The organism is Desulfogranum japonicum DSM 18378, assembly GCF_000429945.1.
GTDB classification, from domain to species: domain Bacteria; phylum Desulfobacterota; class Desulfobulbia; order Desulfobulbales; family Desulfobulbaceae; genus Desulfogranum; species Desulfogranum japonicum.
Genome location: NZ_AUCV01000041.1, coordinates 12,496 through 37,633, shown reverse-complemented (window position 1 = coordinate 37,633; position 25,138 = coordinate 12,496). Strand labels below are relative to the sequence as shown.

The window sequence follows — 25,138 nt, the reverse complement described above, 5'->3', positions numbered from 1 at the left end:
TGTCAACCAGGGCGTCAATCTACGTTGACATTGTCACCCATGGTTGACAAAGGAGCATGTGTCATGATTTCAGTTTGCTAATACGCTTGTTGACAGCCTGACGGGATATTCCCAGTAAACGGGCTGCCTGACTCTGGTTATGTTCTGCGACCTCCATGGCTTCCTGTACAGCCTTTTCGGTCAATTCTTCCAGGGTCGGAAATGTGCCGAAAAGGTCGGTCAGGCTTGCAACTTCACGGTTTCGTTTTTGTGGTTCCATTTCACGCTGCAACCGTTCGGCAATCAGGTCTTTTTCTATTCTCCCGCTCTGGCTTCTCGCAACGGCGTCGTCCACATAGGTTTTAAGCTCTCTGACATTTCCCCAGAATGGGTGGCGCATAAGCATCTGCAGAGCTTCGTCACTGATATCTCCAGCTTCTTTACCCATTTTTTGACCTGCCTTTTGGGCAAGATATGCCACAATAAGAGGAATATCTTCCCGTCGATCTCTGAGTGGAGGGATGCGAATCAGGTGGGTACTCAGGCGGTAGTACAGGTCCATGCGAAATTCACCCTGTTGGCCGGCCAGGACTGTCAGGTCCTTGTTGGCAGCCGTTATGATACGGGCGGTTGAAGTCTTGGGGTGGTCGGAACCAAGGGGATAATAGGTTTTTTCCTGCAACAGGCGAAGGAGCTTTACTTGCGACACTTCGCTTAAATCACCGATTTCGTCAAGAAAAATGGTGCCATTGTGGGCCTGCTCAAGGAGGCCGGAACGTACGGTGCCAGCTCCTGTATAAGCACCTTTGGTATGCCCGAACAGGGTATCGGAAAACAGGGTGTCATCCAGCCCCGAAACATCGACAGTTACATATTTCCCAGAAACATTACTGATGTCGTGAATGGCTTTTGCCAGAAGCTCCTTACCTGACCCGGTTTCACCCAATATCAGGACTGGCATGCCGCTTTCAGCAACAGATTCGATATAATGAAAGATGGAGAGCATGGCCGGATTTTGCGTAATAATTCCCTGGAAAGCCGGATGCCTTTGGTCGTCACGGCCAAATGAGATCCCTTTCAACGACATGACTTCGTGTCTGAGGATGTTGATTTCCAGAGCATTCCTGAGTGCTGAGCTAAACATTTTCAGGTCAATGGGCTTCACAAGATAATCGTGCGCGCCCATACGAAGGCACTCGACCGCAGTTTCTATCTCAGAGTTGGCAGTGATAATAATTACAGGTACCTGGGGGTGGGCCTGTTTGAGCTGTTGCAGAACCTCCTGACCAGAGAGGTAGGGCATATTGAGGTCTAGAAAAATAATAGGTGAATACAGGGAATCCAAGGTTTGCAGGGTTTTCCTGCTGTCCTGGAGCGTGATGACTTTTTTTATACCCATGGATTGGAGTAACATGCTGTATGCATCCAACTCCGACTGTTCATCATCTATTAGCAGTATCTGGCAGTTACGTAATTCCTGGGTAATCATTGGTGTTCGTTCAAACTCATTTTTTTCAACTTCAGGGTAAAGCTGGTTCCTTTGGTAGTATTTTTTGCGGTGAGCATGCCACCCATTTCTTTTTCGACAATCATTTTAGACATATAAAGGCCCATACCCATGCCGGAAGATGTGCCTTTGGTCGTGAAATAGGGTGTAAAAATACGTTCCATAAGTTCGTCTGGTATACCGCTGCCACTATCAATAATTTCTATTATAGCCCAATCCTCATCAGAGGAGACAAGAATCTCAATGTTTTTTGCAGCTTTCGGATCTTCCTTTTCCACCCTGTCCATGATGGCATCTTTGGCATTTCCGAGAATATTTACAAGTACATGTACAAATTCTCCTTGGTAACCAAACACAAGTAGGCTGTTTGCTCCTGTTTTATTGTGAATGGTCAGGAGAATTTCGCTTTGCCGCATCTGTGCTTCGAGCAGTTTTACAGCGTTAATCACTGCCTTGAGAATATCCACCGGGCCTTTGGTTTTGGAAGGCTTAAAGAAATTACGAAAATCATCAATGGTTTTGGACATGAAGGTAATCTGGTCATTGGCACCGGCAATGACTTTTTCAACAAAGTCTGCGGACAGCATGGCATTGTAATACGCTGATTGCAGGCTGGAAATATATGTCGACAGGGTATTGAGCGGTTGACGCCACTGATGGGCAATGGCACCCAGCATTTCCCCTGCGGCAGCCATTTTCTGAGCCTGCATCAGTTGCCCCTCTGCCCGTACACGCTTGGAGATATCTCTAATGCTGGACAGAACAAGTTCTCGACCGTTGAGTTCAAAGGTGGTGAGGCTGACAGATGCCGGGAATTCCTTGCCGTCTCCTCGTATGAATGACCAGCGGAATACGTTTTGCCGGCTTTCTTTGGCCTGCAGAAGAATCTGACGCAGTCGTTCAGTGCTTCTTGATCCATCTGGCTGTAATCGTGGGCAAAAATCAAGGATGGTTTTGGAGAGGAGGTTTTCTTTTGTGGTGGCAAAAATCTCTTCTGCTTTATGATTGCATTCAACATAATGCAGGTCGTGGCTGATAAGGATTGCGTCATTGGCCACATCAAACACCTTTTTGTAATAGGTTTCCACCTCCATGCGTTTGCTGATATTCCATTCAAGATCCTTGTTGATGTGGCTCAGCTGTTCTTCATGTTCCTGAACCGCCGTGGAATATCGGCGGTCATAAATATAGAGAAAAAGACTGCCGCCCCCCAAGCCGAGCAGGGCGATAAAGGCTATGATTCCAAGGATTCGCAGGACGATCTTCATTGCAAAGATCATGGTGGTTTCCCTGGTAATGGAATATGCTTCAGAGCGGGGTATGGTCAGGCAGAGTATCCAGTCAGAGTTGGCAATGGGTTTGAAGGAAAGGAGACTGTCAACTCCTGAAGCACTCAAATATGAGACTGTACCAGAGGGAACCTGCTCAAGTCGTTGTATTGTGTATTCCAGGTCAGGTTCAATGTCAGGCAAGTGTTCCCGCATGACATATTCACGGTTGGGATGAATGATGATGGTTCCATTTCGCTCAATGACAAAGGCGTATCCGCTTTCACTCTGTTTAAAGTTCAGGACGTTCTCAACCAAACTGTCCAGAACGGTATCCGCTCCCATGACACCCAGAAATTTGTTTTGGTATATCAAAGGTTTTACCAGGGCAATCACCAGGTCATTGGTAACCAGATCAATGTATGGCGTAGTAAAGCTGATAGTCTGCGCATCCTCTGCTCTTCGGTACCAGGGACGGTCTCTCGGATCATATCCTGCCGGGGGAATCCACATGGCTCCATCTATGAGCTTTCCCTGTTCCGTACCGATATAGACATCGCTGAAATGTCCGGCTTTCATAGCCATGTGCAGGAGTTGCATGGTTGCCTTTTCTTCATTGAAATCATCGGGAGGGATCGAATCAGCAGTGGCGGAAAGAATTTTCATCTGTTGATTCAGCCACAGTTCGACAGTACTGACAGCTTTCCCTGTCAGGTCTTCCTGATGCGAAATGACTGTTTTTTCGACAACATGTTCGGCCACATGATAGTTGATCCCGGCGGCAACCAGGATAATGAGAAATATAACGAGTAAAACGGTGGTGATGGTCGTGGTCTGAAACTTCATAAGAGATTTGTTGTTTTCATTCTCCGGGTCGGTTGTATCATGTGTATGTGGCTTGTTTTGTTGGGTAAACATATAGTCTTCCTCCCTGCCATGCCCTGTTTATATTGTCATCTCTGATCGGAATCAGCGTCTTGTATTACAATATTATGGGCAATACAAAGAGCAACTCCTGTACCATTTTATCTTTACAGCGCTGTATTACGTGTGAGAAAAATGATAGTTTGCTTTCATAAAAAAATGTGCTCTTTTTAGGAACTGGCATCGGCTGTGTATATTAAACATGGAAACAGTCGGCCCGTGCCTGCCAAAAAGTGTTTTTTTGCCAAAAGGTCAGCCTGGTGGGCGAACAATTTCGGGTTCGTTCACAATTAATCGCAGGAATGCTATGCAAAATTTGATATTTGATTCCCTGAAGTTATTTACTTTTCTGGATCACGGCATGCTTGTTTGTTCTGAACATGGTCAAATAATCTGGGCAAACAGATATGCCATGCACAGTTTCAACTGCCAGGAAAATGAACTGCAACAAAAGAATATACGTCTGTTTTTCCCGGGTATCAGGCTGCCGCTTGAGCAGGCAATTGCTTCAGAAACTGTCACCCTTGCACCTTGCAATCTCAACAATCAAAAGATGAGTTGCACTCTTCAACCCATTACAATGCAGGATAGAAAGACAAGCTGGCTTCTTTGTTTCAAAGAGCATGAAACTGAAAGCACAAGTTCTCAGTCAGGCTCACCTGAGCAGGATATTGCCCTGCAGATGAAAAGTATTATAGACAGTTCATCTGATGGCATATGGGTCTGTAATGGGCAAGGTGTGGTTGTCATAGTGAATAAGGCGTCTCAAATTTTAAATGGTGTGAAAGCTGAGAAAATACTTGGTCGGCGAGTTGATACCCTGGTGGCTGAAAGAGTGTTTGATCAGTCTGTGACGACCAAAGTCTTACAAAGCGGTAAACAGGAGTCGATTCTGCAGCATGTGAAGAAGACAGGTCGTAAGTTGTTGTGTACAGCCACTCCGGTTCGGGATTCTCAGGGAGAGATTTTTCTGATTGTTGTAAATGAACGTGACCTGACTGAACTTGAATCATTGAAACTCCAATGCGAACATAGCAAACAGCTTACAGAGCGTTATAAGGAAGAGATACGGGAGATACAACAGCAGAAATCTGAAAAAAAGCGCATCATTGCAGAAAGTCCTGCCATGCAAAATACCCTGACAAGGGCAGGGAAACTGGCAACGCTTGGTGCAACCAACATATTGATTCTTGGCGACTCAGGTACTGGAAAAGGTTTGCTTGCCTCAACCATTCATGAACACAGTGCACACAGGGAAAAACCGTTCATTGAAATTAACTGTGCCGCCCTGCCGGAAAGCTTGCTTGAAGCAGAACTTTTTGGTTACGAACGTGGTGCCTTTACAGGAGCATCGAGAAAAGGAAAAGCAGGCTTGGTGGAGTTGGCAGAAGGGGGAACACTCTTTCTTGATGAAATAGGCGATATGCCTCTGGGGTTACAGGCAAAACTGCTTAAGTATCTCGATAATGGTGAGTTTAGAAGGTTGGGCGGAACTCGGGCCATACAAGTTCAATGTTCTGTTATTTCCGCGACCAATCAGCAACTTTCACAATTGGCTGCCCAGGGTAAATTCCGGGAAGATCTTTTTTACCGTCTTAACAGTTTTACTTTGGAAATCCCTCCATTGAGAAAGCGCAGGGAAGATATTCCTGCCTTGCTCAGTCATTATCTCAAAATATATAACCTGCGATATGGAAGGGACGCCCAGATCAGTTGGGAAACCATGAGAATACTACAGCAGTATAATTTCCCTGGAAATGTCAGGGAATTGAAGAACATTGTGAAAAACGGGGTAGTATTTAGTGATGAGCCCACCATTGATCAGTGTCTTCTCAGTTTGATGCAGCCTTCGCAAAAAATCTACCAAACTCAGGAACCCCATAGTGATGTTGTATCTCTGAACATGCAGGAGGCTGTGGAGTATACTGAGCGCCAGGTACTTATCAGGTCCAGAACCATGTGTCGAACAACAAGAGAAATGGCTGTAATGCTTGGCATAAGTCAACCTTCAGTGGTTCGAAAATTGAAGAAACACAATCTCTGATGCCGTTCTTTCATCATTGTTTTGTCCAAGGCGTGCACGTAGTCTGGACGCGAACAGTCAGCGATGAGTTACACTTCCATCTATCCATGACTTGGCAGGCTGATTTGTAAATGAATCAGCCTGCGCTGGACCCCATCATGCGTAACTGACCAAAAACATTTTACGAGATCTCCAGTTTTTCAGTTATCTCGTTGAACTATCTTTATTTTGTGCATATACAGGCTGGTGTTTGTCCAGATATGAAGCACCTGTTGTCAGTTACAGATGGTGAGTAAAATCAGTGAGATACAGATACCATGATGAGTGGCCATTATGCCTATTCCTTCTGCGTCACCTGATGCCTGTCTGGAATGGATAGTATTATCGAGTTTTCACAAACCTGCATCTGTCATACGTATTTTCCCCTATTATCAAGATGATATCAATTGTGCACCTGTTCGCGAGCAGGCTGTTCATGGATAAACAGGCATTGAGCTAGCCATATCCCAACCACCCCTGATTCAAATGTGAATCAAAGGTGGTGATCCATGATACATTCCTTTCTATTGTTTGATTCATTGTTGAATCAAGCTGTGTCGACAGTATTGTTTCTGTTTTGTTAACTATTTGAATTAACGTTATAGTGCTAAGCTGCTTCGGTTTGGCATTGCATTTGCTTAAAACTTGGAGGATGCAATTAATGAAGTTTCTCTAACAAAGGAAAATGCAATGAATACACAACGGACCAACGCAGAGCTGAATGAGCTGCGCAATAAATACATCGCAAAAGGAAATGTCAGTGGCACAGATAAGTATATAGCCAAGGCCCAGGGGGCGGTTCTGACCGATGTAGAAGGCAATGAGTATATCGATTTCGCTGGCGGCATTGCGGTTATGAATGTTGGCCACTCACACCCCAAAGTTGTGGAGGCAATTAAAGCCCAGGCGGATAAGTTCACCCATACCTGTTTCATGGTGTCACCTTATGAATCTCCGGTTCTTCTTGCTGAAAAGTTGTGCAATGCAGTTCCCGGTGAGAGTGACAAGGCTGTTATGTTCGTTAACTCCGGTGTGGAAGCTGTCGAAAATGCGGTAAAAATAGCCCGTTATTATACAAAAAAACAGGGGATTATTGCTTTTGACAGTGGATTTCATGGCCGAACCTTGATGGGGATGTCTCTAACCTCCAAGGTTAAACCGTATAAGCTGGGTATGGGGCCCTATGCTCCTGAAATTTACCGTATGCCCTACGCAAATTGTTATCGCTGTCCTTTTGGCAAACAGTATCCAGATTGCGGCGTTTACTGTGCAGATTATCTTGAAGAATTTTTTACAGGACACGTAGCAGCCGAGGAGACTGCTGCTATTATTGTTGAGCCTGTCCAGGGCGAAGGCGGTTTTATTGCTCCTCCAAAAGAATATTTTCAAAAGCTCAAAGCTATTTGTGAGAAAAACAATGTGCTTCTGATTGCTGATGAAGTGCAAAGTGGGATGGGCAGAACCGGCTACATGTTTGCCATGGAGCATTACGGTGTTGAGGCTGATCTGACAACTACCGCGAAAAGTCTTGCGGCTGGAATGCCTTTGAGTGCTGTCGTTGGTAAAAAAGAGATTATGGATTCCGTGCATGCCTCTGGAATAGGAGGAACCTATAGCGGTAATCCTCTGGCCTGTGAGGCAGCTCTCGCTGTTTTTGATATTTTCGAAAATGATGGCTTGCTTGAACAGGGCAAGCAGTTGGGGGAAACACTGCAGCAGCGGTTGACAGAGATGCAGAAAAAATATCCCATTATCGGAGATGTTCGCGGACTCGGTCCAATGATAGCCATTGAATTGGTGGAAGATCGCGAAACGAAAAAGCCTGCAGCTGCTAAAACTAAGGAGCTGGTACGCTACTGTTTTGAACGTAACCTCATCATTCTTGCCTGCGGAACCAATGGTAATGTCATCCGTTTTCTCATGCCATTGATGATAGAAGAGGAAATCCTCTCCAAAGGTTTGGAAATATTGGAAGCCGGTCTGGCATCCTTATAAAACCTATATAATGGCACCTGACTCTTGCAAGAGAGCTCAGGTGCCCCTGAAGAGCTTGTACCTGGCCTGAATTTTTCGGGACTTTTTGGAAAAAAACACCTGATTGCCTCCATGTCTCCCTCTGCCTCAAGTGACATTGAAAGGGTGTTTACACGCATTCCAAAGAGCCATCCCTTTGGGGGAGGCCGCATGCTGGCGTCAGCTTTTTCGGGGAGTTGCAGTTTCCCTTGTACCCGATTTGTAATGCTGTTGTCAGGTGTACCTGGAAAAAGTCAGGGCAGCTGCTTGTACATGATAAAGGATCTGTATTTTTAGCGTTAATTATACCAATTCTCTTGCCACTCTTGCTTGGAGGATACCACCCATGTGTCAGACAGTGCAGATGCATAAAATTTTAGAACTTCTTGCTCATAATGTGCGGTCTAATACCAGACCGGATTTCGTGGATTCAATGTTTATTGCAGGTGAATTAAATATGTCGGTCCAGGAAACCAAGCAGTTGCTTCGTTCCATGCACGCCATGGGTACAGTAGAAAGCAGTATGGACTGTGAATATTCCCTTATCACTTATAAAGGTATGGAGCTCTGCCAGTAAATCAGTCCAGGTTTTTATCAAAATACTAATAATTCCGGATATCTCATGGCCTGTCAGCGCGTGCACCGACAGGTAGGTCTTGCTGATTCAAGACTGTGTAATATCTATCATTTATGTTGTTTGCATCAGTCCGGTATATCGCCCATACCGCGTACTTGAGATCTGATATGTGATATACCCACGAGATATCCGGGGCGTCTGGCCTCCTTCCAGAACACTCCGGTAAAGCTCCTGTTCATTGTAGGAAACAATCGAAGAAAGTTTGTATCCGGCTTGGTTTCCATGGAAGATAACGCTATTTGTCTCCTGCAGATATCCGTCCCCAAGTAATTTTTCCAGCAGTTTTTCCAGCACCGACGATACCACTGCCTGAAAATATGCATTGCCTGGAAAACGTATCAGGCTGATCAGAAAGGATAACCAGCTCCTTGTCTGAGCCATTGATTCCATGCCCTCTACGTCTGTTCATGGTTGTCATGGAGCCGAGCCTCGCTGTGTCTTTACCTCTGATATCTGCACTTTCATTGCCGTTTCATCTGTACGCATACTCGTATTGGCCTGCCGCTACAGGTGTCCGTGCTTCATCAATACCTTTATCTTATATGATGGCAAACGCGCTTGAATACTAATGAATAAAAGTTGACAAACAAGAAACTTTCATTCTATGATCGGCTCTGTTTTTTGCTTGAATGTATTCATGCCGTAACCGATGCCAAGCTGTAGGAGCTGCCTGAAAGAACCAAAACAATAGAGTAACTGCCCACAGCGCACCAGATCTTTCCGCAATCAGCTTGGTTTGAGTATGACCCAATATACTGTGTCAGCCTACTTGCGAAAAACTCAGGCACCCTGTAACCAGTTATAAATACAGCGGAGTTGTCAAGCCATGGCGCTTACCCTATACGTAGTTACACAATATATTGGTTTGAAAAATAACATCCTGGCAGAGTGATGTTATTCATCCTACATATGGTAGAGAGCATTTGGCGCGTTGACTGAACAGATAGGAATCTCTGGCCTGACAGCAGAATCCGCAATCATGTTATTTTGAAACCTGTGGAGAGAGGTACTGATGGAAAAGAGGAGAAGTGTGAAAAAATGTTTGCAGCTCTGTTGTCTGGCTTTGGCTTTGATTGGACTAGGATCGGCTGGAAGCCTGGCAGCTGAAGCAACTGTAAAGTTTGGTCATGTTGGACCTACCTTCCATGGACAGACCAAAGGGGTTGATGCTTTTGCCGCCTACGTGAAAGAGAAGACGGAAGGTCGAATTGATATTGCAACCTTTCCCGGTGGGCAATTGGGTGGAGAACGTTCCCTGGCAGAGCAGGTACAGTCCGGTACTCTGCAGATGGCCACTATAAGCACCGCTGTTTTACAGAATTTCGTTCCTCAGGCTGCTATTATGGATATGCCATTCATGTTTCCTGATCGGAAAACTCTGTACAAGGTACTCGATGATAAGGATGTACAGAATAAGATCTTCTCCTATTTCCCCAAAAAAGGTTTTATGGCCATTGGCTGGACGGAAAATGAAATCCGTGACCTGTCTAACAACAAGCGACCTGTACATACGCCTGATGATGTGAAGGGGTTGAAAATCAGGGTGATGAACTCCCCGGTGTATATTGATACCTTCAAGCAGTTGGGAGCATCCCCTGTGGGTATTCCTTTTCCAGAGATTTACAATGCACTGCAGACAGGTGTCATAGATGCTCAGGAAAATCCTATCCTGACCACAGTATTGATGAATTTTACCGAGGTGAACAAGTATATCACCAAGACACAGCATTGTGTGACAGAGTGCATTATCATCGTGGCAAGGGATTACTGGGAAAGTCTGTCTGCCGACGATCAGATGATTTTCAGGGAAGCTGCGAAAGTCGCAACCGAGGTGAATCGGAACGTCAATGTGGAATTGCATCATAAACTTCCCAAAAGTGGTATCTCCATTGAGCAGTTTGCTGAAAAGAATGCTGTTGAGATTGTTGAACTCACTTCAGAGGAGCGTGCGCAATTCCGTGAGGCTATGACGCCTGTATGGAATAAGTATCGCACAAAAATAGGAGATGAACTGTTTGATTATGTGTTGTCCAAGATTGACGAATATAAATAGTACTTGTTTCTGCTGTACTCCCTGGAGGTTGTTTGAGGAATATATTTCGGGCGCTTTGAAGCGTTGAATGTATTCAGGAGATCCTTGAAATGATTCTCTTGTTTATCTCCCCGGGAGTAGCGAGCAGAAAACAGACATTGAGAGCAGATGATGATTCCGGCTAACCCTGGGGCAGTTTGGCGGTTAACGCAGTGAGTAATAAGGTGAGTATACAAACAGTTGTCCGTATTATTGATCGTACCGAAAAAACAGTGCTCGTCTGGACTATTCTGGGGCTTGCGGGCATTGGTTTTGTCCAGGTTTTTACACGCTATCTCTTTAATTACAGTTTTACCTGGTTTGAAGAGTTCGGGAGATATATAGGTGTGTTCATAGCCTTTCTTGGCGCAAGTATAGGGGTGAAAACCGGCAGTCATTTTACCATGGATTTGATCGTCACATCACTGGCCAGACCTTGGCGACAGGTGCTCCGTTTTGCCACCAATACCTTGAGCAGTGTTTTTTTCGGACTGGTTGTCTGGTTTTCCATTCAAGTGGTACGGCGTTTATATGGATATGAAACTACCTCGCCGACAATGGGTATTCCCATGTATTTGGTTTATCTTCCTATTCCGTTTTTCAGTCTGGTTATGGCGTTTCGCTTTTTCTGTCTCGGCATGAAGGAACTGGCCGATATATTGGCCCCAAAGTCATCTGCCGGAAATGAGGTCCATTCATGATTGCGGTAATATGCCTCTGTTTCTTTATACTGCTTTTTGCCGGCGTACCCATCGCGATAATTCTGGGCGTGACAACCACCGTTTCCCTGGTCCTGTTTACCAATACGCCGTTACAAATCATTGCTCAGCAGTTGTTCAATGCCCTGGATAAATTTGTCCTCCTTGCCGTTCCTTTTTTTATTTTGGCTGGCGCCATTATGACCAGGGGCGGCATTGCCCGCAGGTTGATTGATTTTGTTAATGCCCTGGTAGGTTGGTTCCCTGGTGGTCTGGCCATGGCAGGAGTGCTTGCATGTATCTTTTTTGCTGCCATCTCAGGGTCTTCTCCTGCAACTGTTGTAGCAATTGGTTCTATCATGATTCCCGCCTTGCTCAAGGCAGGGTATGGTGAAAGCTTTTCATACGGGCTGATAACGGTATCCGGTTCCCTGGGAATTATGATCCCGCCATCCATCCCCATGATTCTCTATTGCCTGGTCATGAATGTATCTGTGTCTGATATGTTTATGGCAGGAGTGTTTCCCGGATTACTTATAGGTGTAAGCCTCATGGTCTACACCTGGATGGTGGCTATGAAACATGGCTGGCGAGTGGAAGCCAGGGCCTCCCTGTCGCAATTGGTTACCGCTACACGAAGAGGAGTCTGGGCGCTGATGTTGCCATTGATTGTTTTGGGTGGTATCTATAGCGGCTTGTTCACCCCCACAGAAGCTGCCGCCGTCAGTGTGGTATATGCTCTGCTTGTTGAGTTGTGTATTTATCGGGAGTTCAGGGTTACAGATATCACTTCGGTATGCCAGGAGGCGGCTGTGTTATCAGCTTCTCTGTTGTTTATTCTCTCCTGCGCCATGACTTTTATCTGGCTGCTTACAGCTGAGCAGATTCCTCAACAGCTTGCTGATATCATTATCTCCCATATCGACAGTCCCTGGCTGTTTTTGTTCAGCGTCAACATTCTCTTTCTTATCCTTGGCTGTTTTATGGATGATGTCAGCGCCATGTTGATTCTGTCACCACTTTTTCTGGAAACACTGGGGCGTTATAATATTGATCTGGTCCATTTTGGTATTGTGATGGTGCTTAATATTCAGATAGGCATGTTAACACCGCCGTTCGGTATTAATCTGTTTGTGGCTGCAGGGATTACCAAACAGCCGTTGGTCATGATCGGCAGGGGAGTTCTCCCGTTTCTTGGCATTATGTTGTTTTGTTTGTTTCTGGTTACATACATTCCCTGGATTTCCCTGGTTTTACCCCAATTTTTTCTCCATTGAGAGGCTGTTATGCTCAATCCTGCTGTCAGCAAAGAGCTGGTGGATATTGTAGGTCGTGATCGTTTCCTGGATCAACTTGAGGAGTTGACCTGTTATAGTTATGATTCTTTTCTGGAAGAGGCCATACCCGATGCAGTACTTTTTCCGGTCAGCACCGATGAAGTCAGTCATATTGTGCAGATTGCATCCAGACATGGCATTCCTGTGACAGCCCGTGGAGCCGGGACCAGTGTCTGCGGGGCTCCTGTTCCTGTACAGCATGGTATCGTGCTCTGCTTTACCCATATGAACAGGATTTTGGAGGTCAATACCCGTGACCGCTATGCCATTGTTCAGCCAGGGGTAATTAACGGTGATCTGCAGAAAGCCCTTGCGCCTTATGGTTTTTTCTTTCCGCCAGACCCTGGTTCAATGAATATGTCCACCATGGGAGGGAACGTTGCCCAAAATGCAGGTGGCCCCCGCTGCCTGAAATATGGGGTAACTGTGGATTATGTCCTTGGGTTGGAAGTCGTTCTTGCCTCTGGCAAGGTTGTACGTCTTGGCAGTAGAAATATCAAGGATGTCACCGGATATCGGCTTTCCGCCTTGTTCTGCGGTTCAGAAGGCACGTTGGGGCTGATTACGGAAATCATTGTAAAAGTTGTTCCTGCCCCGGTTACGACCAAAACGTTGATGGTTACTTTCAAGGATCTGGATGATACTGCCGAGTCTGTAGCAGACATTATTGGTTCCGGTATCTTGCCTGCTGCCATGGAACTCATGGATAAAATGACAGTCAATGCCATAGAGGATGCCGTTCATCTCGGGTTGCCGCGGGAAGCCGACGGCTCACTTTTGATTGAAGTCGACGGTTCTGAGGAGACATGTGAGCGCGAGATCAGGCAGATAATAGAAAAAGTGAAGCAGCATGGGGCTGTTACCATAGAGGAAGCAGCTACAGAGGAAGAGAAAGAACGTATCTGGGCAGCCAGAAGATCTTCCTATGGGGTATTTGCCAAACTCGCGCCGGACATTGTCTCAGAAGATGTAACCGTGCCGGTCAGTAAGGTTCCGGCAATGATTCGCAAGATACAGGAAATATGTGCACACTATAACCTTACTGCAGGCATCCTTGCCCATGCCGGTGATGGGAACATGCATCCTCTGATTGCCGGCAACAGGCAAGATAAGGATGAGTGGACCAGGGTGTGGCAGGCTGTGCATGACATGTTTGCGGCAGCTGCTGAAATGGGTGGCACCCTTTCCGGTGAGCATGGGATAGGGCTGGCCAAATCAGAATTTCTCCCCTTAGTTATGGATGAGGACTCCAGGGAGTTCATGCAGGTAATCAAGAAGGCTGTTGATCCTGGCAATATGTTTAATCCGGGGAAATTTGTATGAGCTGCGGTAACTCAGCCCGATGTGGGAAGTGCGGTGTGTGTCTGGCAGTGTGTCCTGTTTACAAGGTACTCATGGAAGAGCAGGCCTCTCCGCGCGCCAGAATTCAACTGATCAAGGCGTATGAGTCCGGGCGATTACCTTCATCCAAACTGCTTAAAGAGCTGATAAACAAATGCCTTATGTGCGGTAGCTGTGCCGCAAACTGTCCTTCCGGTGTGGATCACTATTCCAAGTTCATGCATATGCGGGCTGAAATGGCGAAGGCGCATGGAGATCGTATTGAAATCCGTTCACTGGTGTATTTGCTGGCTCGGGAACAGCGCATAAAATTTGCTGCAAATCTGGCGCAAAAAGGGCAGGGTATGATTCCGGAAAGCCTTTTGAAGAAATGCTCGTTCGGTTCTATTTCTGCAGATCGGTTACCGAATTTGAATATAAAACCATTTCGTTCTTCAATGGGTGAGACAATTGAACCGAAAGGGGAGTGTCGGGGTACAGTGGTGTATTTTACCGGCTGTGCGACCAACTATATTTTTGAGTCGGTGGGGAAGGCTACTGTAGGTTTGTTAAGCCAAATGGGTTACAGAGTCATCATCCCAAAAGAACAGACTTGCTGCTCTATCCCTATGTTGTACCATGGAGCAGTTGATCAGGCCGGAGATAACATCAGGCAAAATATGAATTGTTTACTGGTAGAAGAAGCTACCAGTGTTATTGTTGACTGCCCGACTTGCGGGGCGGCATTGAAAAAGGAGTACCCGATGCTGGCTGAAAGATATGGGCTTGATCCACAGGCCGTGAATCAGCTGGCTGAAAAGGTCGTTGATATCATGTCTTTTGTTCAGGAACATCTGGATATCCTTGAGCTGCAACCAGTCAGCAAGCCTATTCCAGTTACCTATCACGCACCCTGCCATCTAAAGAACGTCTTTCAACCATCCGAGCAGTTGATTCGGCATATTGCTCAGCTTGACTATCGACCGAGTGGCGATGCCCTGAATTGTTGCGGTGGGGGAGGAACCTTTTTTTATGAATACCCTGAAATTTCGGCGAGGATGTCCAAGGTGAAGACCGAAAATGCCAGGAAAACAGGCGCCAGCTTCTGGCTGACCGATTGTCCGGTTTGTCATATTAATCTCCATGGACAATTGGGGCGTGAAGATATGCTTCAAGTTGCACACCCGGTGGAGATGCTTTATTACCTGGCAAAAGGGACAGCCGCAAAAGGAGATGAGGGGGAGTAGTGGTGTCAGGTAAGCGATTTTCCGATGACAGTATCGATGAACGATTGATATCAGGTAATATTAAAAAGATACGTACTTCTAAAAAGATGACCCTGCAGGACCTGGCTGATCGCACAGGCCTGACCAAAGGGTATCTTTCCAAGGTGGAACGTTCGGATAAAGCACCACCATATTCGACTCTCAACAAAATTGCAGGTGCGCTCAGCGTTGAGGTCACCACGCTGTTTAATTCTACAGCGGGCCCAGTGCATGATGGTACCATTGTATTTGGGCGTAAAAAGGACGATAAGCTTGTTCGAGAGTCCAGTGATCTGGCCGGTTATGACTATACTGTTTTGGGTGCCGGAAAACCAGGCAGGAATATGGAGCCATTTCTCATCTATGCCCCGTTTTCTTTACAGAAAATGTATGAGCATGAAGGGGAAGAGTTTTTTTATGTCCTGGAGGGACGGTTGGAGTTTCACTATGGCGAGACCAAATATACAATGGAAGCTGGAGACCATGTTTATTTCGACTCCAGAATCCCACACTCAGGTTTCAGCCTGGGAGATACCAAGGCTAAATTACTGGTTGTCATTTATTTCTATAAACGTAATAGGCAGTAAGAACCCACCTCGTTCTATTCTCCCATTCACTCTCTTGAAGTATAGGGCTCCATGTCGTAGGTGGAGATCAGTTGGGCGCAGTATGATTATTAATCGGCACAGGATGGAAAGGTTGACACGATTTTCCCGTGGAGCATTAGCTTGGCTTCACTCTGGCGAAAGGGCAGCAAAAGCTACCCTTGTATGATATCCGGGTACTTCTTGCGCCACGGGATGCAATTTATTTTGCTTTTTTTTCTGCTTCCTTGGCGGCCATGACTTCTGCTTCCTTTTCCAGCAACTCACCAAGCAGCCGGGCCGTTTCCCCGACCACCTTTAAACAGTGTTGTCTCCGACTTTCCGGGTTGCCGTAAAAGTTTTTGACTTCATCCCGATTCATCCAGTCGACACGGGCAATCTGGCCACAGTTTATACCACCATACTCCTCGGTGAGTTCCTCGAATGATTTCATCACTTTTTTGGTTGCGGCCCACATTCGGGGATTTTCCTTTTCCTCCAGGCTTGAGCGGCTGTACAATGTGCCGATAACGCAGGACGCGCCAACAAGAGCTCCGCATATATGGCCGGTTCCACCAATGCCACCCCCAAAGGAACCAAGAGCTTTAATGACGGAAGGTTCGTGTACTCCCAGTTTCTCCTGGCCGACCATGGCCAACACCTGGCTGCAATGCAAACGTTTTAAAAACAGATCAATTGCTTTTTCGCGCATTTCATCGGGCCCCATGATTCCTCCATACAGTGAATTTAATCAATAAGGACGCGGATAATAATTGTTATCTCCATTCTTTTCCACGACCCTAAAATAGGTGTAAGAATAATCAATGTACTCGATTCCCGTGGAAAGCGCATAGCGTTTTCAAGGAAAAACCTTGGAAAATGCTCCTCTTATTCAAACTGCAAGTAAAGATACGTTCAATGGGGGGAACCACTATGTAGGTCTTTGCCATAACTGTGAAGGCATCGATGTCTGAGCAAAAAATAACAGAAAAAATACCAATTTTCAATGGAATGGTAATCTGCGATGTGTACTGTAAAACGGAAAAATACTACGGAATAATGAATTCGTACTCATGGAACCACATCGTGAAACATTGAATAGAATCCGTGAAACCATTCTCGCCAAAAGCGAAACAAATTTCTTGTGTTAATGGGTTTTAGATTTGCATGGGAAATGGTTTTAGAGGTAGCCACCCAATCAACCAATTTCGTACCTCACCGGTACAGTACGTTAGTATGCTATTAATATGAGATTTATTGCTAAAGTAAAGATAATTGATTCGAACATAAAAAAGTTAATGATAAATGATTGTAAAAATGGAGTATTTCTTTTCGAATACGATATCATAGATGATGGTTCATATATAAATAAATATACATTTGGAAGTCTTGAAGCGGCTTTTGAATTTTGTAAAGAAGATTATGGGATTATTGGGCACGAGTGGAAACAGATTCCTGATCCTTTAGAGCAAGGTCAACAGGACTGTATCGCACCGGTTCGTGCTGTTGGCCGATCAACTGAAAATCCACAACTGGGATAATCTGAAAGGCTGAAAGCGGAAAAACGTTGGTGAGGGGAGAGAGGCGATTATAGGTAATCGTCCCTCCCATGCCCCTCGCTTACGAAGAAAAAGAAATCATTTTTCTAACACCTCCTCGTCTAAAAGGTTAAGATTGAAAATGTGAATGTGTGATTCAATACTCTCTGACAAGATTGAATCACTACTATTACGTGGCTCTTGCCTTACTCCCGATGCAGTTTAGCGCTGCCACCAAAATATGTTTCTGTTGTGCATGAAAAGACGCTCGTCATAGAGGACTTGTGCTCTTTGCGTTTATACCCGTGCACTTCATTTTAGGGTCGTGGAAAATAATAAATATCCAAAAATTGCGTAGGATATCGGTTTGGTAACGTTGTCGCGTCAATGGTTCCATACTGGCGGTATTGAGCCATTGACGCGACAACGTTACCGAGTTGAGAGACAAGCAAGATTGGATAATGTATTTTTTCCGTGACCCTTTTCATCTCGTCAATCTTGTGCCTTTCTCTCCGGTTATCAGAAAGGACAACCGTTGCTGTTAATCCCGGTGTAGATGCATTGGGCCTTGCGTGTCCGAGATTCATTGGATACCAGGCTGGAAAATGTTTATTTGAATAATTTCAAAGTGTATCCTATAAGATGGAACTCCTTCCTTCAACAAATCAAGAAATCAAAAAGCTCGGCATGTTGCTTTTGCGATGTGCATCCATGATGCAGGCAGGTGGCTCAAATACGAGCCGTATCCGCAATTCGATCGATCGAATTGCCCATCAATTTCGTGTGAGTGCCGAACTTTTTATTACACATCAAGCCATTTTTATTACCCTTACCGATGCAAATGAGGCACATGTGTTCAGTGCCGTGAAGCGCAACAAGCATCCCGGGGTCAATTTCAGGGTTGTCTCCGGCATCAGTCGTATGAGTTGGAAAATCAATACAACAAAGTGGTCTCTGCAAGAAATACAAGGCGAGTTGGATCGCCTGGAAACATTGCCACGTTTTGCCGCTTGGACAGTGACGTGTATGGTCGGGCTTTCCGGAGCAGGATTTTGCGGCCTGTCAGGTGGAAGACCATCAGCAATGCTTGTAGCTTGTATGTCAACAGTTGCGGGGCAGTGTATTCGTCATCAATTTACCCAAAGAAAGATCAATCCCTATTTTTGCACCTTCTTTGCCGCGCTCGGAGCAACATTGATCTCTGGCCTGCCAAACAAACTCTTTCCAGATATGGGATTTGAGGTGGCTTTTATTACCTCTGTGCTGTTTTTGATTCCGGGTGTCCCACTGTTTAACGCCTTTACGGATCTGTTGGAGGGGAATATTCTCAATGGTTGCCTGCGTGCGGTCAACGGGTTACTTATATCCTTTATGATCGCACTGGGATTTCTGCTTTCATTATTCATTTTCAAGTTTTAGTAGATATGGATACTTCTCATATTGTGATCAGGTGTCTTTACGGTGGTGTTGCGGCAATGGGATTCGGTGTACTTTTTAACGTTCCCCAACGAGCTCTGGCTTATATTTTTGTATTTGGAGCCCTTGGTATTGGCGCCAAACTATGCTGGATAACAATGGGTGGAGGAATAATCGTCGGTACCTTGGCCGGCTCCACTGTCATTGGTATTGTCAGTCTTTTGGCATCATATGACAAACATGTTCCTGCGCCGATACTGTCTATTCCATCGGTTATCCCTATGGTGCCAGGAAAGTATATCTACAGCATGATGCTGGGAATTCTCGAATTGCATGGAACGGGTGCAGCTGATTTCAGTGCAACCGCCATGCAAACAATAAGCAGCGGCTTAAACGCAGTCTTTATACTCATGGCCTTATCCGTCGGCGTCAGTATACCAAATCTTATCCTGCGCAGGGATACGTTCAATGAACTTCGGTCTATGTATAGCGACAGGCATTAATGTATTGTAACTGTGTTTCAACCAGATTGAAGTATTGTCAAGGTTGGGTAGTTGTAAATGATAGTGTACTGTTGCGAAGGTACAGTATCTTTACGCGATCGTTATTGCCGCCAGCGTGGAGAGTCATGCATAGCAGTGACAGACTATATAATTTTGAAGCATTTCGTTTATAAAAAGTAGTTGTATACAGAGAGATTTTGCCATGGCTGGTTTGCTAAAGGGTATTCCTTTGATCCTGGTGGTACTGATATCAACACTTTTTTGCTTTAGCACTCCAGGGGATGCGGATTCAATACCCGTGGATGCTGCCCGTGCCTTCAGTCATGCTCTGAAAGTGCAGAAGACAAATCCGGCAGACGCTCTTGCCTATTACCAAAGGGCAACCACCAAAGATGCCTCGCTCCATAATGCCTGGTTCAACATGGGGATTATCTGGTACCAGCAAAAAGAATTTCAACAGGCAGAACTGGCTTTTGATCACGCTGTCAAGACCGGCCAGAATGATTTGAGTGCCCTGCTGAATAGAGCTGCCACCAGGATACAATTAAAGAAGTGGAGTCCTGCTGTTGCAGATTTGAAAGAGGTGCTTGAACACGATGCGCAATGCACTCGTGCCATCTATAACATGCTCCTGGTGACAGAAAATTTGCATCAACGTGACTTGCAAATCTATTATGCCAGCAGAGCAAGACAACTGGAAATGGCTCTACCCCAGGCAAAAGCAATGCCACAATTGGTGCTTGAACCGCGGCAGGACATTACATTTTCAGGGAATCCAATGATGGCTCAGGATCATGAACCCGCTAGATCATCAACACAGAGCTCACTTGAAGATGTTTCCCAAACTACACAAACTAAAACAGCTTCAATCTGGCAGCCAGACAGTGCTGTGGCCGGTAAATTTGACATCATATCCGAGTATGCGATCCAAAGTGGTATGTTGGATGAGATCGCCGCACTTGGCGGAACCCTGCCAAAGCTCAATGCTGCTCCAATGGTTAAGGCCTTCCCAGGTTTTCCGGCCAACGACCCTTGCAATCCTCAGCAATGGACTCTACCGGTTGTCCTATGGACAACGTCTCATTATACGGGGGTGATTGGGGAGCAGTTACCAGAGAGTGATCCGATAAAACAGATTCCTACTGAGCCGACAGCAGAGTCTATCAAGGACTACCAGGAAACACTGCTGCACACGATTGAAGCCATGCGCCTTATCTGCGGCATTCCTGACAAAGGAGAAAAAACACAGAGCTTTCAACGGTTATGGGCGCCATTTCAGGAGCAACCCTCAACAGAAGCCCATATGTATTTCACCCGGCTTAATCTGCTTTTAGACCGTTATTTTACCATGCTCGGACAGATCGAGTCTGATCTTGAAGGGGTACGGGAGACCTTGCAGATGGCTGCAGCATCGGCCATCTATCAGGATGAACTCAGTACCCGCTCCCTGCTTGACAGCGGCTATATCATCACAAAGCGGCTTCAGAATTTGAAAACAGATGCCCTGCACTGTATTACCGGCATAAGGGAACTGGGTGATCCACCGAATCCCCTGAAAGCTCAGTGCAATGCCCGTAAACGTCACCAGAAGGCAATGGATGCCCTGAATGCCACTCGAAACGAAGGCTGCTGGGTTTTATCTCATGTTGAATTTGCTGACAACTTCAAAAAACGTACAGCTGAAGAAGGGTTCATTGTAGCAAACGAAAACAGCCTTAATAAAGTCGATGGTATCGTCGAACATGGAGTGTTTATTCCGGCTGCCACCTCTCTGATCTATGAGCGGCCACCGGACAGGATTGCCCTAACATACGGAGAATACAACTATAAAATGCATTGGGAGCATCCCAAGGCAGTAATGCATCCTGGCGATACTATCGTCATACAGGGTAAGTCAATCCGCACTTCGATTGACGAGTTCCCGTTCACCTGCTCTTTGACTGTTCCCCGTCAACTCAAGCCGGCTGGTTCCATCAAGCCAGGCTTTTCCAGGCTTCATAATATCGCCTATCCCAACGAGGATAATTACAGTTTTGCGGTTGAAGGTGAAGTCCTGGCTGAACCAAATACCGAGGAGAGACAGATGCGGGTTGCACTCAAGCTTTTTGCTGGCGTTAATACCTCTAACCAGCTTCCGTTTCTTCCGGCACATGCCGCCTGGTTAGGCAAAAGGGATTACATCTATACCTGGAGTTCCGGTTGCGAAGCCAGGCCCATTGATCCGTCTGATGCTGATTTGGACAGGCAGGAGTTACAGAGCGTTGGCCGTCAGTCAAAGGAGCCAGAGAACGAAGAAGGAGAGGAAGGTGACGATCCGCCAGTCATGACGCCTGAGGAAATTAAATCTGCAGTTTTGCAGCATCAGTCGGTTATCGATATCATCAAGCACAACATGGAGCGGATTAAAAAGGAGCTTACCCTGGCAACTGATCCAGCTATCCGTGCGAGTCTTGACGATGAACTGGTGATGCAGATGACCAACCTACAAATTGAGCAGGATCTCATTGCCTCTCTGCGAACCGGCAAAATCGTTCGACATAGAACTATCTGGGAAGAAAGGGAGCAACAGCGCTTCATTGCAAAGATTGAGGAGGAAGTGGATCTCTTTTCAAAGGAATCCAGGATGCTTAAACGCCTTCCACGTCTGGCTGCTAACCGTGAGAAGGGCTCGTATGGGGCAACCCAAAAAATGTTCAATGATATTGACGCGGTCTACCAATCTGATCTTCCCCTTGAAGAGCGTGTCAAACGGCTTGCAGACCTGCGCGATGCCGCCTACCTGGAAACAGTAAAAGAGCAACAGGCGGCTCGGCAAAAGCTGGTCACTGCAGAAGAGCGCCTGTGGTATGCCGAGAAAGTTCAGACTGCCTGCAACGTCTCGCTTATGTTTGGAGCGCTGTTTGTGCCTGGAGGGGCCTATGTGGCCATGACCCACGGTGTTGGTACTGGCTACATTGAAGGCGGCACGGTAAAAGCCTTTGAGAACGGCATCAGGGCTGCACTTAATCCGGTAGACGTGGTCTGGGCCTTTTATGATGGCTATTACTCCCTGGAAAAAGACCAGCAAACCGGTAAAATACGCTATCGCGGCTGGCAGGGTGGACTGGAAAATGCTGCTTACACCTATGTAATGAATAAGCTCTTTGAAAAAGTTGGTCAGCGCATGCAGGGAAGAACCAAGGGCGCTGATATTCCCGGGACAAAAGTCGGCAAGCCCAAAGGAGAGCCACATTTTGATGCTTTTACCGATAACACTGATGCCTTTCGTTATAAGAAAAACAAGCTTAACGAAGCCTATCTGGCGGAAGTGCCGCGCAATCCAGACGGTTCCATCAACACGAACCATCGTGATTACCCATCTCTTCGAAAAAAATACAATAAAAAGCAGGGCGAGCTGGCAGGAGAATACGGCGTCATTGCCAAGCGTGAAGACCTCAAAAATGCACTTGAAAATTGCACCAGACAACATGAAGCCCGTATCCCTGATACAGCGAGAAATGCGGATGGTACCGTTAATACCAAACATCCTGAATATCAGCGTGTAAAAGAGCAGTGGGAAGGCGAAATGGCTGACATCCGCAGCAAACACAATAAGGGATATGAGCAGCGCTGGCAGGAACAAGACGATATTATTAACGAACTGGGCATCAAAAAGGCTGTCATCAAATCAGGCGGCAAACCTGAAAGCATCATGAGTGATATTGACCGTACCTTCAGTGATCTGGGCTCGGGAAAACAATTCATCAATGCCTTGAAAAATCGTGGCTATAAGGTACATGAATATCCTGACCGCTGGGTTATACCCAAAGCAGATACCGTTATCTGGAAACCCGCATCGAAAGCGGATATTATCGGCAGTTCTTCACAGTCAGCGGCCGCCAGCTATGGAGCTGAACGGGGTAGCGACAAATTTTCTACAAAAGGTGGGCTACATTACACCACAGAGGGGAAATACGGGATCAAAGATCCGGCTGGCGCTGTTATTGATAATTTGAAAAAAGCAACAGAAGCAGGTATTGGCGGCAATACTAGCAAGCCCGATTATCACATTATCGGAAAAAGTGTTGATAAATCATTCTCCATTGCCAGTGACAACGGTGCTTCAAAAAATAGCCCTCTTTTTAATGATCCAGTTTTTCAGGAAAAAGCAAGGGCAGTGCGGCGGCACAAAACACCTGAGGAAGCTGGTATATTTACCTTTGGCAACCCGGAAGCAACGAAACAAAAAGAAGGCAATTCTTTTCTGCGCCAGTCCCGTCACTATATGGCTGGTGCCATGCAGGAAGGTTCAAAAGCATCGGGCATGCTTAATGCCGAGCGAATGCAGAAAATCAGGATGGCAGAGGCTTCCGGCAATCATTCCGAAGCAAACGCGCTGCGCCAGGAACTTGTCACAACAAAGATAACCAACGAAGCGGTAATGCAATCACTTTCCGCCCAGGATCCCCGTTTCATGAACCAGGTTAACCAGGCCGTTAATGTCGGTGCGGTACCACGCAGCAACCAAAGCATATTCAAGACAACGGCTGGAACAGGCACTATGGGTAAAAAGGAATCCTCTGGCTATCAACATCGGTTCGGCTATGGTTGGCTGCTGAAAAAAGTAGGGCTCTCCGCTGATCCAGCGACATCTTCAGCTCCTCAACCTCAGGTAAATTCTTACAAATCACGTTCTCTTTTGTCCATGAGCCAGGCCGCTACAGTGTTGAAGACGCAGCTTATTCCTGCGGTAAACAATACAAAATCTGTATCGGGCTATTTCAGTGCCCTGAACCAGGCATTTCAATCCTATGCCACCAACCCAGCCTATGCCGGACGGGCAATCAAGGCCTTGAGTGGATACGATGCCTCAAAGGTGGCAACCGACCTGAACTCGGTCTCCAAGCATTTGATGAGCAAGGGAACCAATAAGGCAATAGAAGAAATTGCTGCAACTGTAACCCCTCTTGAAAACCAGGCACTGGCCGCAACCACCAGGGCTTGGGTTTTCCTGCGCCTGCCAATCGTTAAACTGGAAAAAGGTCCGCTTGGTTTTTCCAATGAGAAAACGATAAAAAAAGAAATCGCCCCTCGTATTCTGCTTGAAGATGTGCCGCTGAAATGGAATGGAACAAAATTTCTTATGCTCCATATGAATGGCACCTTTGATGGTAATAAGCGTATTGTTAATGACCCTGGAGAACTGAGCAATGCCAGTTATTGGACCAAGGCCGAAATAACCGGTGCGATTAGCGCCGATGGCCGGGAAATGAGAAGCCTCAATGCGACCTCACTCAGCCAGTCCCAACGTACAGAGTCTACTCAAAGCTATAGTCTGGAGATGATCCCACTTGACCAGAAGAAGCAATTAGTAATAAACGGAAAGCCTGCTGATTTCTTTTGTTTTCGGATATCCGGCGCTGAAGTAGAAGATCTGCTGCTGGATTATACCTATTCTTCCGAACATAACTGGCCAGAAGGTCGGTGGAAGCATGAACTGGAAGTCATTCGTTGGCAAGAGAAAGAAAAAGCTCCAGAAATTGTTGTGATTTTTTCACCTTTCTCACGGGAACAGATGAAAACCAAAGAACGTTCTCTATTTGAAGATTGGGTCAAAGAAGTATGCGATCTGTAAGAATTACTCGGTTTAAGGGGCGCAGAAAAGAATAAATATCCAAAAATTGCGTAGGATATCGGTTTGGTAACGTCGTCACGTCAATGGTTCCATACCGGCCGTATTGAGCCATTGAAGCGACGACGTTACCTGGTTGAGAGACAAGCAAGATTGGATAATTTATTATTTCCGTGACCCCCATGTGGTTGGACAATGATGTACACTTTCTTAAGAGTGAAATATGAATTCTTGAGGAGGTAACCTGTGAGCAAACGCAGAAGACGTAACTCCACAAAGAATGTAATGGAGAGGCCGTAAAGCTCGTCACCGATCTTGGCTACTCTACTGTGAAGCAGCTCTTAATCTAGGGGGGAAATTCCAATGTATTTGCAACTGACCACAGGGGGCATCTTTGGACAAACG

General features: G+C 46.1%; 19 protein-coding genes. 14 read left to right on the top strand and 5 right to left on the bottom strand.

Going from position 1 to position 25,138, the window contains the following annotated elements:
* Positions 1-61: 61 nt before the first annotated feature.
* Complete coding sequence (locus tag G493_RS0117080) at positions 62-1,468, bottom strand: sigma-54-dependent transcriptional regulator (protein ID WP_028581387.1); 1,407 nt, start codon at positions 1,466-1,468, stop codon at positions 62-64.
* Positions 1,465-3,672 carry a cache domain-containing protein gene (locus G493_RS0117075; RefSeq protein WP_028581386.1) on the bottom strand — a complete coding sequence of 736 codons (2,208 nt, stop codon included), beginning with the start codon at positions 3,670-3,672 and terminating at the stop codon, positions 1,465-1,467. Before G493_RS0117075 ends, G493_RS0117080 begins: the two co-directional genes overlap by 4 nt.
* Positions 3,673-3,985: 313 nt before the next feature.
* Between G493_RS0117075 and G493_RS0117070 the strand changes: the two genes are divergently transcribed.
* The 4 genes from G493_RS0117070 (at position 3,986) to G493_RS33730 (ending at position 8,330) form a co-directional block, all read left to right on the top strand.
* Positions 3,986-5,722: a sigma 54-interacting transcriptional regulator gene (locus tag G493_RS0117070; RefSeq protein WP_161629846.1), complete on the top strand. Its 1,737-nt coding sequence runs from the start codon at positions 3,986-3,988 to the stop codon at positions 5,720-5,722.
* A gap of 312 nt (positions 5,723-6,034) precedes the next feature.
* Complete coding sequence (locus G493_RS33485; RefSeq protein ID WP_153306565.1) at positions 6,035-6,184, top strand: hypothetical protein; 150 nt, start codon at positions 6,035-6,037, stop codon at positions 6,182-6,184.
* A gap of 246 nt (positions 6,185-6,430) precedes the next feature.
* A complete protein-coding gene (gene gabT / locus G493_RS0117060; protein ID WP_028581384.1) occupies positions 6,431-7,735 on the top strand; it encodes a 4-aminobutyrate--2-oxoglutarate transaminase in 1,305 nt (434 codons plus the stop codon).
* Positions 7,736-8,117: 382 nt separating this feature from the next.
* Positions 8,118-8,330 (top strand): hypothetical protein, encoded by a 213-nt coding sequence (locus tag G493_RS33730; protein ID WP_161629845.1) that lies wholly within the window; start codon positions 8,118-8,120, stop codon positions 8,328-8,330.
* 295 nt (positions 8,331-8,625) lie between these two features.
* On the opposite strand, the gene G493_RS33480 is transcribed toward G493_RS33730, so the two are convergent.
* On the bottom strand, positions 8,626-8,799 hold the full coding sequence (locus tag G493_RS33480) for a hypothetical protein (protein WP_153306564.1): 174 nt from the start codon (positions 8,797-8,799) through the stop codon (positions 8,626-8,628).
* 621 nt (positions 8,800-9,420) lie between these two features.
* Between G493_RS33480 and G493_RS0117040 the strand changes: the two genes are divergently transcribed.
* From G493_RS0117040 to G493_RS0117015, 6 genes are all read left to right on the top strand, one after another.
* Positions 9,421-10,443: a TRAP transporter substrate-binding protein gene (locus tag G493_RS0117040; RefSeq protein WP_232363787.1), complete on the top strand. Its 1,023-nt coding sequence runs from the start codon at positions 9,421-9,423 to the stop codon at positions 10,441-10,443.
* Between the two features lie 203 nt (positions 10,444-10,646).
* Positions 10,647-11,162, top strand: coding sequence for a TRAP transporter small permease (locus tag G493_RS0117035; protein WP_232363786.1), 516 nt, complete (start codon positions 10,647-10,649; stop codon positions 11,160-11,162).
* Positions 11,159-12,436, top strand: coding sequence for a TRAP transporter large permease (locus G493_RS0117030; protein WP_028581378.1), 1,278 nt, complete (start codon positions 11,159-11,161; stop codon positions 12,434-12,436). The genes G493_RS0117035 and G493_RS0117030 overlap by 4 nt, the downstream gene beginning before the upstream one ends.
* A gap of 9 nt (positions 12,437-12,445) precedes the next feature.
* A complete protein-coding gene (locus G493_RS0117025) occupies positions 12,446-13,819 on the top strand; it encodes an FAD-binding oxidoreductase (protein ID WP_028581377.1) in 1,374 nt (457 codons plus the stop codon).
* Positions 13,816-15,063 (top strand): (Fe-S)-binding protein, encoded by a 1,248-nt coding sequence (locus G493_RS29780; protein ID WP_051309425.1) that lies wholly within the window; start codon positions 13,816-13,818, stop codon positions 15,061-15,063. Before G493_RS0117025 ends, G493_RS29780 begins: the two co-directional genes overlap by 4 nt.
* A 2-nt stretch (positions 15,064-15,065) precedes the next feature.
* On the top strand, positions 15,066-15,668 hold the full coding sequence (locus G493_RS0117015) for a helix-turn-helix domain-containing protein (protein ID WP_035274945.1): 603 nt from the start codon (positions 15,066-15,068) through the stop codon (positions 15,666-15,668).
* A gap of 220 nt (positions 15,669-15,888) precedes the next feature.
* Here G493_RS0117015 and G493_RS0117010 read toward each other — a convergent pair whose 3' ends face one another.
* Positions 15,889-16,392 (bottom strand): C-GCAxxG-C-C family protein, encoded by a 504-nt coding sequence (locus G493_RS0117010; RefSeq protein WP_028581375.1) that lies wholly within the window; start codon positions 16,390-16,392, stop codon positions 15,889-15,891.
* Between the two features lie 520 nt (positions 16,393-16,912).
* Between G493_RS0117010 and G493_RS0117005 the strand changes: the two genes are divergently transcribed.
* On the top strand, positions 16,913-17,206 hold the full coding sequence (locus G493_RS0117005; RefSeq protein WP_153306563.1) for a hypothetical protein: 294 nt from the start codon (positions 16,913-16,915) through the stop codon (positions 17,204-17,206).
* A gap of 314 nt (positions 17,207-17,520) precedes the next feature.
* Here the strand turns inward: G493_RS0117005 and G493_RS33475 are convergent, their stop codons facing one another.
* Positions 17,521-17,790, bottom strand: a complete 270-nt coding sequence (locus tag G493_RS33475; protein WP_153306562.1) for a hypothetical protein — start codon at positions 17,788-17,790, stop codon at positions 17,521-17,523.
* A gap of 55 nt (positions 17,791-17,845) precedes the next feature.
* On the opposite strand from G493_RS33475, the gene G493_RS0117000 reads away from it, so the two are divergent.
* From G493_RS0117000 to G493_RS0116990, 3 genes are all read left to right on the top strand, one after another.
* Entirely contained in the window at positions 17,846-18,622 is a 777-nt protein-coding gene (locus G493_RS0117000) for a threonine/serine exporter family protein (RefSeq protein WP_051309423.1), read from the top strand.
* A 5-nt stretch (positions 18,623-18,627) separates the two neighbouring features.
* Positions 18,628-19,122, top strand: a complete 495-nt coding sequence (locus tag G493_RS0116995; RefSeq protein ID WP_028581372.1) for a threonine/serine exporter family protein — start codon at positions 18,628-18,630, stop codon at positions 19,120-19,122.
* Between the two features lie 202 nt (positions 19,123-19,324).
* Entirely contained in the window at positions 19,325-24,736 is a 5,412-nt protein-coding gene (locus tag G493_RS0116990; protein WP_028581371.1) for a tetratricopeptide repeat protein, read from the top strand.
* Positions 24,737-25,138 lie beyond the last annotated feature (402 nt).